Annotated in this window: 10 protein-coding genes and 1 pseudogene; 9 read left to right on the forward strand and 2 right to left on the reverse strand. The window is 35.4% G+C overall.

All coding sequences use genetic code 11. The annotated features are described in order from the left end of the window. Positions 1 to 60: 60 nt before the first annotated feature. Together MHB70_RS10260 and MHB70_RS10265 are read left to right on the forward strand one after the other, a co-directional pair. Positions 61 to 762 (forward strand): DUF6944 family repetitive protein, encoded by a 702-nt coding sequence (locus MHB70_RS10260; RefSeq protein ID WP_061529951.1) that lies wholly within the window; start codon positions 61 to 63, stop codon positions 760 to 762. A gap of 172 nt (positions 763 to 934) precedes the next feature. Continuing rightward, the gene (locus MHB70_RS10265) at positions 935 to 1147 is read left to right on the forward strand and encodes a YqaE/Pmp3 family membrane protein (RefSeq protein ID WP_061529952.1); all 213 of its coding nucleotides are present in this window, start codon (positions 935 to 937) and stop codon (positions 1145 to 1147) included. 68 nt (positions 1148 to 1215) lie between these two features. Here the strand turns inward: MHB70_RS10265 and MHB70_RS10270 are convergent, their stop codons facing one another. After that, a complete protein-coding gene (locus MHB70_RS10270) occupies positions 1216 to 1422 on the reverse strand; it encodes a KTSC domain-containing protein (protein WP_000777816.1) in 207 nt (68 codons plus the stop codon). A gap of 466 nt (positions 1423 to 1888) precedes the next feature. Here MHB70_RS10270 and MHB70_RS10275 point away from each other — a divergent pair, with 466 nt between their 5' ends. After that, positions 1889 to 4378 carry a transglycosylase domain-containing protein gene (locus MHB70_RS10275; protein ID WP_001294004.1) on the forward strand — a complete coding sequence of 830 codons (2490 nt, stop codon included), beginning with the start codon at positions 1889 to 1891 and terminating at the stop codon, positions 4376 to 4378. Positions 4379 to 4490: 112 nt separating this feature from the next. Here the strand turns inward: MHB70_RS10275 and MHB70_RS10280 are convergent, their stop codons facing one another. Beyond that, positions 4491 to 4772 (reverse strand): hypothetical protein, encoded by a 282-nt coding sequence (locus tag MHB70_RS10280; protein WP_000270098.1) that lies wholly within the window; start codon positions 4770 to 4772, stop codon positions 4491 to 4493. Between the two features lie 237 nt (positions 4773 to 5009). On the opposite strand from MHB70_RS10280, the gene MHB70_RS10285 reads away from it, so the two are divergent. The 6 genes and pseudogenes from MHB70_RS10285 to MHB70_RS10310 all read left to right on the forward strand — a co-directional run bounded on the left by MHB70_RS10285 (position 5010) and on the right by MHB70_RS10310 (position 12301). Further along, positions 5010 to 6164, forward strand: a complete 1155-nt coding sequence (locus MHB70_RS10285) for an MFS transporter (protein ID WP_000440643.1) — start codon at positions 5010 to 5012, stop codon at positions 6162 to 6164. A gap of 56 nt (positions 6165 to 6220) precedes the next feature. Beyond that, positions 6221 to 6438: pseudogene (locus MHB70_RS10290) on the forward strand (HesB/YadR/YfhF family protein). A gap of 417 nt (positions 6439 to 6855) precedes the next feature. Then, complete coding sequence (mmgD, locus tag MHB70_RS10295; RefSeq protein ID WP_000642649.1) at positions 6856 to 7974, forward strand: citrate synthase; 1119 nt, start codon at positions 6856 to 6858, stop codon at positions 7972 to 7974. Between the two features lie 98 nt (positions 7975 to 8072). Next, on the forward strand, positions 8073 to 9509 hold the full coding sequence (prpD, locus tag MHB70_RS10300) for a 2-methylcitrate dehydratase (RefSeq protein WP_000598146.1): 1437 nt from the start codon (positions 8073 to 8075) through the stop codon (positions 9507 to 9509). Positions 9510 to 9527: 18 nt separating this feature from the next. Beyond that, complete coding sequence (prpB, locus tag MHB70_RS10305; RefSeq protein WP_000312644.1) at positions 9528 to 10436, forward strand: methylisocitrate lyase; 909 nt, start codon at positions 9528 to 9530, stop codon at positions 10434 to 10436. Between the two features lie 155 nt (positions 10437 to 10591). Then, positions 10592 to 12301 (forward strand): acyl-CoA dehydrogenase family protein, encoded by a 1710-nt coding sequence (locus MHB70_RS10310; protein WP_061529953.1) that lies wholly within the window; start codon positions 10592 to 10594, stop codon positions 12299 to 12301. Positions 12302 to 12306 lie beyond the last annotated feature (5 nt).

Raw genomic sequence — 12306 nt, forward strand, 5'->3', positions numbered from 1 at the left:
ATTAAGAGTGACTTTTGGTTATTTCGAAAGCACGAGAAAATATCAAAATAGGTGATAAAAATGAATCCAAGCAGTTTAAAAGTGACAGGAGCATGGTATCAAGTAGGAGGAAATCTTACAGCTGCTATTGGAACGACAAGAGGATTTATTGGGGAAGAGAAAATTGAATCGGACCTTGTTATTATAGGAAGCTCATTACAAGCCTTCGGGTATATTTTACAAATTATAGCGAGTAATTATACCGAAGATGAAGATGAAGAAGTAGAAAATCGAAATATAAGTTTGCAGAATGAAAGTGAAACACTGGATAAAATGGGAATTGAGTTATTGGCATTAGGGAATATATCAAATGTAATAGGAACATATTTTAATAAAAATGAACAATTAACAGAGAATGATTATCTTATCATTGTCGGGAACAGTTTACAATCGATTGGTGCTTTTTTAGGAGTAGAAGCAGCTTTGATTGAGATGAAAGTAATACAGCGAATCATTGTACTAGGCAATTCTATGCAAAGCTTAGGGGCCGGACTACAAGCGTATCAAGGCATAATTAATTTATCGAAGGATGAAGTAGAAAACGAAGATCGTATTCTTGATAAGAAGGATGAGAGGATAATAGCACTGATTGGTATTTGGATACAGGCAATAGGAACGATAATTTCTGCGATTGGATTAACTGCAGTAGAGAAAGAGAAAAGTTTTGAAAATAATAAGAATTTTAAAATGCTCATTGAAAGAGCGGATGTAAAATGTAATTAAATAGGTAGGAAGAGTTTGGTCTAGTAGGTTTTTTTGCATATGGATAGAATATATATTATAGAAGAAATGTTATAATTGCTTAATTGAAATTTGTGTAACTTCAAAATCAAAGAGTGTGCTTGCATATGAAAAGAAGTGTTATAAAAAATCCAAAATAAGGAGTTTTCAAGAGATGATGTACTTATTGGCAATTCTACTTCCACCTGTAGCTGTATTATTTTGCGGAAAGCCATTTCAAGCAATAATTAATTTCATATTAACTTTAATATTTTGGATTCCAGGCGTCATACACGCGATTTTAGTCGTACATGATAAAAAGGCGGATCGGCGAGTGAGAAAACAAATTCAAGCATATGATGAAATTAATAAGAGGAATAGAAGATAATTCGTCTGTGAAAATAGTATAAAAAGAAAGGGGGATTAACCTCCTTTCTTTTTATTTGGTGCTTAAGTTTAAATTTTAGTGTAGCGGAAAGAATTTTTAATGTAAGTTTTATGGTAATAACTTTTAGATTGTGCATTTAATAAACCATTGTAAATGCTTTCAGGTACATTAAAGAAATCATACATGCCATTTTTGAATTGGATTCGTAAAATCATAGAAAAGGGATTATAACCAACAGCAATCAAATTTTTTGATATAACAGGAGATAATTTCATAAGCATACAACTCCTTAATTTTATTTGTAAATTCTTTTAGAAATGAGGATTAGGTTGTTGAAATAAGAATATGTAAAGCAGCAGTAATACGGATAGCCAATATATTAAATCTTTGTTATACCTATTTATAAAGAAGTTCACACGAAGTTCATATCGATATGCTATTTTTATCTCACCTTTGATGAAATTAATAAGAAAATATTGACCATTTGAAAAAAAGGTATATTATTTATACGAGGTATTAAAATTTTATCTCTTCCATTTTATGCGTAATGGGGCAGCTTTATTTGAAGGAATAGAGGTAAAAAATAATTTGTTTAAGAGTATCTAAAATTTATAATCTGTGAATTAGGAAAATATTGAATGCTTCCGATGAACACACTTTCTAAATGTAAAGATATTTGGGAAGGTGGCCTCAATATTTTTAGTAAATCAACGGGAGAATTGAAAGGCAGGAGAAAGTAACATGTCAGAAAATTATCGTTCTCGAGAGGAGCGACGACAAGTTAAAAAGAAAAATCAGCCAGCTTCTAAAAAACAAAAACCAAAGGGTAAAACATCATTTTTCCGTAAGTTTTTAATTAGTTGTTTATTACTTGGTATTGTAGGTTTAGTGGCGGGGGTTGCTACCTTTTTTGTAATGATTAAGGATGCACCAAAACTTGAAAAAGCAAAACTTGTTAATCCGTTATCCTCAAAAATTTATGATAAAGACGGGAAGTTGGTATATGAATACGGAAAAGAAAAGCGAACCAACGTTACGTATGATCAAATCCCTAAATTAGTAGAAAATGCTTTTTTAGCTGCGGAAGATGCACGTTTTTATGAGCATAGTGGTGTGGATTTCAAAGGTACTGCTCGTGCAGTTTTAGTTAGTTTAAAAGGAGATTACGGTTCGCAAGGCGGAAGTACAATAACGCAGCAAGTTATTAAAAACTACTTCTTATCAATGGATAAAACACCAAAGCGTAAGGCGCAAGAAGTGTATTTAGCTTATAAGCTAGAACAACAGTATTCAAAACATGAAATATTAGAGATGTACTTAAACAAAATTAATTTAGGAAACCGCTCATACGGAATCGCAACAGCAGCACAAAACTACTATAATAAAGAATTAAAAGACTTAACATTACCAGAAGTTGCGATGCTTGCAGGTTTACCGAAAGCACCAAATAATTACGACCCGTCGAAACCACAAAATATTCAAAAGGCAACAGAAAGAAGAAATGTTGTACTAAAGTTAATGAATCGACATGGTTATATTACAAAAGCAGAAATGGAAGAAGCGTCGAAAGTACCAGTGGACAAAGGTGTTCAAAAGGCAGCTGAATTACAAGCGATGCCACATCCTGCATTTATGGATGCAGTTGTGAAAGAAGTTGAAAAAGAATTACCTGATGCTAATATTGGTTCTGATGGTTTAGAAATTTATACAACATTAGACAAAAAGGCACAAACATTGGCTGATAATATTTTAAATACAAATATTATTGATTATCCAAGTGAGAAATTCCAAGGGGCTTTCACATTTATGGATACGAAAACAGGTGAAGTACGTGCTATAGGTAGTGGGCGTGGTGAAAATAAGGCTGTATTTAAAGGTCATAATATGGCAACTGAATTAGATCGCTCAGCAGGTTCAACAATGAAACCGATCTTTGATTATGCTCCTGCAATTGAATATTTAAAATGGGCTACTTATCATCAAGTCGATGACTCGCCATTTAAGTATACTGGTGGTCAAGATGTCAGAAACTCAGATAGAGGGTATTTAGGACAAATTACAATGCGTGAAGCATTAAAATTATCACGTAATGTTCCAGCTATTAAAACTGCAAAAGAAGTAGGAATAACTAAATCAAAAGCTTTCTCTGAAAAGTTAGGTATTACATTTAATGCACCACCGACAGAATCAACAGCGATTGGTACAAATGAAGTATCGCCAACTGAGATGGCAGGTGCGTATGCTGCATTTGGTAATGACGGTAAATATACGAAGCCGCATTTTGTTAAAAAAGTGGTTTATCCAGATGGTAAATCGAAAAGTTTTGAGCAAAAGTCAAAACGAGTGATGGAAGATTATACAGCTTATATGATTACAGATATGCTTCGTTCCGTCGTAACATCTGGTACTGGTACAGCTGCTAATATAAGTTCTTTAGATGTAGCTGGTAAAACAGGAACAACGAACTATTCTTCGGAAAAAGCAGCGCAATATAAATTACCAGACAGTGCGACTCGTGATAGCTGGTTTGCAGGATATACACCGCAGTATACGATGGCAGTATGGACTGGTTATATGAAAGATAGTAAAGACGATTATATTAGTAGTAAAAATACGAAAATTGCACAGTTGATCTTTAAAGAAATGATGAGCGAGATGGCTACTGATAAATCACAATTTAAGATGCCAAGTAGTGTTGTGAAAGAAGGTAATGAATTACGTATAAAAGGTGAGAAACGTGATTCTTCACCAAATACGAGCGTACCGAATACAACTGAACAGCCGAAACAAGATCAGCAGCAAAAAACTGAAGAAGAGAAAAAGCAAGAAGAACTTAAGAAACAGGAAGAATTAAAGAAACAAGAAGAACAAAAGAAACAAGATGACCTTAAGAAGCAACAAGAAGAACAAAAGAAACAAGATGACCTTAAGAAGCAAGAAGAACAAAAGAAAGAAAATGAACAAAATAATGGAAATGGTCAAGGAAATACAACGCCTCCAAACAACGGAGGAGGCGGGAGCACAACGCCGCCGAACAACGGAGGAGGCGGGAACACAACGCCGCCGAATAACGGAGGAGGCGGGAACACAACGCCGCCGAATAACGGAGGAGGCGGGAACACAACACCGCCGAATAACGGGGGAGGTCAAGGGAATCCAACCCCACCAGTGACAACTCCACCGAATAATGGGGGGAATGCAGGAGAAGTCCCTGCTAATACTGGCCAATAAGAAAAGTTAATAAAAAGCAATTAAAAAAGTCGAATTTCTTACATAAGGAATTCGACTTTTTTATGTTGAAAAGGGATTGGAAGTAAATATAGGAGCTATGCAATGATGCTATTTAAATGTTAAACGTACCATAGAAATTTTGAAAATAAATGGATGGAAAATGATAAAAGACTTGAGTCGGGGGTAATGGAACATAACTGGGGTTATAAAAGGTAGTGCTACTTGGGTGTGTACCGTGATGCCAAAATGAGGGAGTAACTTGACCGGGAACTTGATATTGTTGCCAAGTTGCGGGAAGTTCAATGCCAACATCAGAGCTAGCTGTATGGACGGCGGGCACATGTATTCCGGGAGTTGAAGGAACCACGGCAGTTACTCTTGATAATACCCACATAAAAATAATCACTCCTAAGTTGAGATAATAAAATAGTATATTCTCTTAACACGTATAAAGGTACAAATACATAGGACTTTCGGTTAAAGCATACGTACAAAGTCGTACGACCAATCAATGCTGAGAGTGGACTATTTAATATGAAAAGATACGTCTTTTTGCTGAGGGAAAAGAGACAGAGAAAATGTACAATGGGAGTGTTAATCGTAAATTTCACGTGTTTATGGGGGGGGGTTTATGGAACGATTATGGACGAAGTCATTTATTCAAATGTCTTTCGCAATGTTATTTTTATTTACAGGGTTTTATTTACTTGTTCCAACGCTTCCTCTATTCATTAAAGAGATTGGTGGAAATGAATCACAAGTTGGATTGATGATGGGAATGTTTACAATAGCTGCTGTTGTAATACGACCGATTATTGGAGGTATGTTAGATCAATATGGTAGAAGGTCTTTTATTATTTTCGGACTCATCCTTTTTGGGCTAACGATGTATTCCTATAATTTAGCATCGACTATAGTCCTTTTAGCAGTTTTACGCGTTATTCACGGAGTGACATGGGCCGTTTCTACAACAGCTGTTGGAACTGCGATAACTGATATTATTCCAGATTCACGCCGTGGAGAAGGTATGGGCTGGTACGGGATGGCTATGACAATTGCAATGGCAATCGGACCGATGATTGGATTATGGGTAGTACAATATTATTCATTTCATGGTCTATTCCTTTTAGCAACTCTTTTATCTTTCATGGCAGTTATATTATCGTTAATAACGAAAATGTCATTCACGCCACAAAAGGAAAAAGGGAAAATTCAACTATTTGAAAAATCCGTTTTATCAATTACGGTTGTTGTTTTCTTTTTATCATTTGCATATGGTGGCATTACAACGTTTTTACCGTTATTCGCTTCTTCAATTAATGTGAATCCTGGGATGTTCTTTCTTGTATATGCAATTGCATTAACAATTGTAAGACCGATTTCAGGTAAATTATTAGATAAATATGGAGAAGTATTCATCATACTTCCAGCACTATGTATTACTATTTTAGCTATAGTTGTATTAACGATGGCAAATGGTTTGACGGGCATCATTATTGCAGCGACATTATACGGTGTGGGATTTGGCTCAGCACAGCCAGCTTTACAAGCGGCGATGCTTACAATTGTTGACCCTAGTAAAAGAGGAGTTGCTAACGCTTCGTTTTTTACAGCATTTGATTTAGGTATAGGATTAGGTGCAATTTTACTTGGATTTGTGTCACAAATTTTTGGCTATCGTATTTTATTTACAGCAAGCTCTGTTTCAGCTGTAATAGCTTTACTTGTTTTTGGTATGTTTGTAAGACAAAAGTTAAGTGAAAAAGAATTAAGCCGAGAGGGATAAAATTGAATATTATCGTTGAAAACGAAGCTGTAAAATGGTTTAAAGAAGAATTATGAATCAATCGCAATGAATGTATTCGATTTGTCATAAGATATGGTGGAAACAGTTCAATTCAGCCCGGATATTCTTTAGAGATTGTTTCTGAGAAACCAGATGGGGAAATAGTGTCAGTGAAGAAAGATGGTATTCTATTTTTGTAGATTTTGATGATCTTTGGTACTTTCAAAACTATGATTTAGTTGTAAGTTATCATAAAGAAACAGAAGAAATTTAATTTAATTATGTAAAATAATAACTTTATTAAAAATGAATAAGTTTTATATAAGAATTATATTTAGAGGATAGTGAAATAAATATCATATAGAAACGAGCTGTACATGTGTGCAACTCGTTTTTTCTATTTTGTAATAAAATTCGGAAAAAAGATATGTTTGATGGGATTATATGGTTTATCTCTATATTTTGTTTTAAAAAGAAGTGTAAAGAAGTCTATCCTTTCTTTGAAAAATATGAAAATTATTTTCAAAAAATTGTATTGTTACATCAATAAAAGTATAGGAAACTTATCATTATAAAATAAATTGAAATCTTCTAAAAACTCTGATACATTGAAATAGAAATGTAGTTCTAAAGTATTGTAAAGGCTTACAGTTATGTGCACGAAGATCTATTAGGATTGGAGGAAATAATAATGAAAGCTGAAGAAAAATTTTCCCCGGGATTAGATGGTGTAGTAGCAGCGGAGACGAAAATCTCGTTTCTTGACACAGTAAAAGGTGAAATTGTAATTCAAGGGTATGATTTAATCGAACTCTCAAAAACAAAAGAGTATTTAGACATTGTGCACCTTTTATTAGAAGAACATCTACCGAATGAGGATGAAAAAGAAACACTTGAAAAGAAATTAAAAGAAGAATATGCAGTGCCAGAAGGGGTATTCAACGTTCTAAAGGCGTTGCCTAAAGAAACGCATCCTATGGATGGCTTGCGTACAGGTGTGTCTGCATTAGCTGGTTATGATAATGATATTGAAAATCGCTCGTTAGAAGTAAACAAAGATCGAGGTTATAAGCTTTTAAGTAAAGTACCAAATATTGTAGCAAATAGCTATCATATTTTAAATAATGAGGAGCCAATTGAGCCTCTTCAGGAATTGTCATATAGTGCGAATTTCTTCTATATGTTAACTGGTAAGAAACCGACTGAACTTGAGGAGAAGATCTTTGATCGTTCCCTTGTTTTATATAGTGAACATGAAATGCCAAACTCTACATTTACAGCGCGTGTAATTGCGTCAACACAATCAGATTTATACGGTGCTCTAACTGGTGCGGTTGCATCTTTAAAGGGAAGCTTACATGGCGGTGCGAATGAAGCTGTTATGTACATGCTTTTAGAGGCTGGCAATGTTGAGAAGTTTGAAGAGTTATTACAGAAAAAACTATATAACAAAGAAAAAATTATGGGCTTTGGACACCGTGTTTATATGAAGAAAATGGATCCAAGAGCACTTATGATGAAGGAAGCTTTAAAACAGCTATGTGATGTAAAAGGCGATTATACACTATATGAAATGTGTGAAGCTGGAGAGAAAATCATGGAGAAGGAAAAAGGCATTTATCCGAATCTTGATTATTATGCAGCACCAGTATATTGGATGCTTGGTATCCCAATTCAACTGTACACACCAATCTTCTTTAGCTCTAGAACAGTAGGACTATGTGCGCACGTTATTGAGCAACATGCAAATAATCGCTTGTTCCGTCCACGTGTAAATTATGTTGGCGAGCGACATGTACTTAGTAAATAAGAACAACTGGGGAGTTGTTAGCGCCGCCCGCCAGATGGGTGTTTGACAGACACCCATCATTAATAATAACGAATTTTCGACAGAAAGGGAAGAATAGCATGATTAAAACAAATGAAATTAAACAAAAAGATGCATTATTAGAAGAAATTACGGATTATGTATTAAATAAAGAGGTTACTAGTGCAGAAGCATTTAGTACTGCTCGCTACGTATTATTAGATACACTTGGATGCGGAATTTTAGCACTGCAATATCCAGAGTGTACGAAATTATTAGGTCCAGTTGTACCAGGAACGGTTGTGCCAAACGGTACACGTGTACCAGGAACGTCTTATGTACTAGATCCAGTAAAAGGTGCATTCAATATTGGATGTATGATCCGTTGGTTAGACTATAACGATACTTGGCTTGCAGCAGAATGGGGACATCCATCTGATAACTTAGGCGGAATTTTAGCAGTTGCAGATTATATTAGCCGTGTTCGTATTTCAGAAGGAAAAGAACCATTAAAAGTACGTGAAGTACTAGAAATGATGATTAAAGCACATGAAATTCAGGGTGTACTTGCTTTAGAAAACAGCTTAAACCGCGTTGGTCTTGACCACGTATTATATGTAAAAGTAGCAACAACTGCAGTAGTTGCGAAAATGCTTGGTGGAACACGTGAAGAAATCTTTAATGCATTATCACATGCGTGGATTGATAACTCTAGTCTTCGTACATATCGACATGCTCCAAATACTGGATCACGTAAATCATGGGCAGCAGGTGATGCGACGAGTCGCGGTGTTCATCTTGCAATGACTGCTCTAAAAGGTGAAATGGGTTATCCAACAGCATTATCTGCGCCAGGATGGGGATTCCAAGATGTATTATTTAACAAACAAGAATTAAAATTAGCTAGACCACTAGAGTCTTATGTAATGGAAAATGTATTATTTAAAGTATCATATCCAGCAGAATTCCATGCACAAACAGCTGCAGAATGTGCAGTGAAATTACATCCGGAAATTAAAGAAAGATTAGATGAAATTGATCGTATTACAATTACAACTCATGAATCAGCAATTCGTATTATCGATAAAGAAGGTCCATTAAATAACCCAGCTGATCGTGATCATTGTTTACAATACATTACGGCAATTGGTTTATTAAAAGGAGATATCGTAGCGGACGATTATGAGGATGTAGTAGCAAATGATTCACGTGTAGATGAATTACGTAATAAGATGGTTGTTGTTGAAAACAAACAGTACAGTTTAGATTATCTTGACCCGAACAAGCGCTCAATCGCCAACGCTGTTCAAGTTCATTTTAAAGATGGTACTGTAACAGAAAACGTGGAATGTGAATACCCACTTGGTCACCGTTTCCGTAGAGACGAAGCGATTCCAAAAGTTGTTCAAAAATTCACTGCAAATATGGCAGGTCATTATTCTAGTAAGCAACAAGAACAAATTCATGAAGTTTGTTTAAATGAAGAAAAACTAGAAAATATGAATGTAAACGAATTTGTAGATCTATTCTTAATTTAATAATAGGGGGAATTTAGAATGGCTTGGGTTGTGAATAAACAGTCAACACAAGAGGAGCTTGCGAATGGCTTCCGAGCTTTAGTAGAAGCAAATGAAATTTTGCAAATTCCAGGTGCTCATGATGCAATGGCCGCTCTTGTTGCAAAAAATACAGGTTTTTCAGCTCTTTATTTATCGGGAGCTGCTTACACTGCAAGTAAAGGTCTGCCAGATTTAGGTATCGTGACATCTACTGAAGTAGCTGAAAGAGCAAGAGATCTAGTTAGAGCTACAGATTTACCAGTTCTTGTTGATATTGATACAGGATTTGGTGGAGTACTAAACGTAGCGAGAACAGCTGTAGAAATGGTAGAGGCAAAAGTAGCGGCTGTTCAAATTGAAGATCAACAATTACCGAAGAAATGTGGACATTTAAATGGTAAGAAACTTGTTACGACAGAAGAATTAGTTCAAAAAATTAAAGCGATTAAAGAAGTTGCGCCAAGCTTATATATTGTTGCACGCACAGATGCTCGCGGTGTAGAAGGACTAGATGCTGCGATTGAAAGAGCGAATGCATATGTTAAAGCAGGTGCAGACGCAATTTTCCCAGAAGCGCTTCAATCGGAAGAAGAATTCCGTTTATTTACTAGCAAAGTGAATGCACCTTTACTAGCAAATATGACTGAGTTTGGGAAAACACCATATTATAGTGCTGAGGAATTTGCGAATATGGGCTTCCAAATGGTGATTTATCCAGTAACGTCGCTTCGAGTTGCTGCAAAAGCATATGAGAATGTATTCACGCTAATTAAAGAGACTGGTTCTCAAAAAGATGCACTTTCAAATATGCAAACGAGAAGCGAGCTATATGAGACAATTTCATATCATGACTTTGAAGAATTAGATACTGGAATTGCAAAAACAGTATTATCAGAAGATCAATAGATAAAACAACTAGGGCGATGAGAATACATCTTTGGCAAAATGAACTGCTTGATGTGAAAATTCATCGCCTTCTGTTTTCAATAATAAGATATTCCACTCATCGTAGACGAGCATACGCAAAAAGCAATGAAGGTCGAAATGATAGGGGGATTCAGATGGAGAAAACGAAGTTACCTTGGGATGAATTTTTTTCAATCAATAAAGATGTGAACAATACTTTCTTTACACCAGAAGATTTTTCAGGGGATGAAGACTTAATCGCAAAAACGACAGAACAATTCGTTAAACAGGAAATTGCTCCACAAATTGAAAACATTGAAAAACATAACTATAAAGTTTCTCGTCAATTATTTGAGAAAGCTGGGGAACTTGGATTATTAGGCATTGAGGTACCAGAAGATTATGGCGGGTTCGAGTTAGGAAAGGCTGTCTCAGGTCTTGTAGCAGAGAAGATGGGTTACGCTGGTGCATTTAGTGTTTCTTTTAATATACACGCTGGTGTCGGTACATTGCCTTACATATATTACGGAACGAAAGAACAGAAAGAAAAATATTTACCAAAAATCGCATCGGGAGAATGGATTGGGGCTTATGCTCTAACTGAGCCAAATGCTGGTTCTGATGCATTAAGTGCAAAAACAAGCGCAATTTTGAATGAAGAGGGTACAGCTTGGAAGTTGAATGGTGAGAAGCAGTGGATTACAAATGCTCATATGGCAGATGTATACGTTGTTTTTGCGAAGACAAATAAAGGAATGACAGCGTTTATTGTCGAAAGAACATGTGAAGGTGTATCTATTGGATTAGAAGAAAAGAAAATGGGGATTAAAGGTTCTTCAACAGCGACGCTTATTTTAGAAGATGTAGTTATCCCTGCTGAAAATGTGTTAGGGGAAGTTGGGAAAGGGCATCACGTAGCCCTTAATATTCTTAACTTCGCTAGACTAAAACTTGCTTTTGGAAATATTGGAACAGCAAAACAAGCAATTGGTTTGTCAGTTCAATATGGAAAAGAGCGAAAACAGTTCCAAACGGAATTAGTAGACTTTACGATGATACAAGAGAAAATTGCAAATATGATCATTATAACATATGGAGCAGAAAGTGCAGCTTATCGTACAGCAGGTGTAATTGATGACGCAATTCATGAGAGTGATGAGGACCTTATGAAAAAAATGTCCCAATTTGCAATTGAATGTGCACTGAATAAAGTGAACGCTTCTGAAACACTTGCTTATATCGTAGATGAAGCTGTACAAATTCATGGCGGTTACGGTTATATGCAAGAATACGAAGTAGAACGATTATATCGTGATGCTAGAATTAGTCGTATTTTTGAAGGAACAAATGAAATTAATAGATTAACAGTTGCCAAAATGTTAATGAAGCAAATCGAACAAATAGAAGATACTGAAGTAGAAATTGATATAGCAACTGTAGAAAGAAACCATCGTTACATTTTATTAGCGAAAAAATTGTTGAAACAATCTTTGAAAACGCTCTCTAAAACTCCAGGATTAAAAATTGATCAAGAGCAAGAATATTCACGTGTATTATCAAATATGTTGACGGACGTGTACGTCATGGAATCAGCATTTTTACGTACGAGTAAAGCAATTAATAAAAATGGTGAAGAAAAAGAGCGTACAAAACAAATGATAACGGATGTTATTTGTGAGGAAGGCTATCGTAAAGTAGAAGAAGCGGCGATTTCTATACTTTCAGCGGCTGTCACAGAAGAACAAGATAGACACGTAATGTTAGCTGAAATCCGTCAATTATTAGTGCCTTTATACACGAACGTATTTACGAAAAAGAGAGAAATTGCGAAAGCTATTATAAATCGTGGGAAATATATTGTGTAAATAGG

Source organism: Bacillus sp. FSL M7-1020 (assembly GCF_038050415.1).
Lineage (GTDB): Bacteria > Bacillota > Bacilli > Bacillales > Bacillaceae_G > Bacillus_A > Bacillus_A toyonensis.

Excerpts from the sequence above, each read along its gene's own strand:
- MHB70_RS10260 (WP_061529951.1), top strand. The coding sequence starts at position 61 with ATGAATCCAAGCAGTTTAAAAGTGACAGGAGCATGGTATCAAGTAGGA.
- MHB70_RS10265 (WP_061529952.1), top strand. The coding sequence starts at position 935 with ATGATGTACTTATTGGCAATTCTACTTCCACCTGTAGCTGTATTATTT.
- MHB70_RS10270 (WP_000777816.1), bottom strand. The coding sequence starts at position 1,422 with ATGAAATTATCTCCTGTTATATCAAAAAATTTGATTGCTGTTGGTTAT.
- MHB70_RS10275 (WP_001294004.1), top strand. The coding sequence starts at position 1,889 with ATGTCAGAAAATTATCGTTCTCGAGAGGAGCGACGACAAGTTAAAAAG.
- MHB70_RS10280 (WP_000270098.1), bottom strand. The coding sequence starts at position 4,772 with ATGTGGGTATTATCAAGAGTAACTGCCGTGGTTCCTTCAACTCCCGGA.
- MHB70_RS10285 (WP_000440643.1), top strand. The coding sequence starts at position 5,010 with ATGGAACGATTATGGACGAAGTCATTTATTCAAATGTCTTTCGCAATG.
- mmgD (WP_000642649.1), top strand. The coding sequence starts at position 6,856 with ATGAAAGCTGAAGAAAAATTTTCCCCGGGATTAGATGGTGTAGTAGCA.
- prpD (WP_000598146.1), top strand. The coding sequence starts at position 8,073 with ATGATTAAAACAAATGAAATTAAACAAAAAGATGCATTATTAGAAGAA.
- prpB (WP_000312644.1), top strand. The coding sequence starts at position 9,528 with ATGGCTTGGGTTGTGAATAAACAGTCAACACAAGAGGAGCTTGCGAAT.
- MHB70_RS10310 (WP_061529953.1), top strand. The coding sequence starts at position 10,592 with ATGGAGAAAACGAAGTTACCTTGGGATGAATTTTTTTCAATCAATAAA.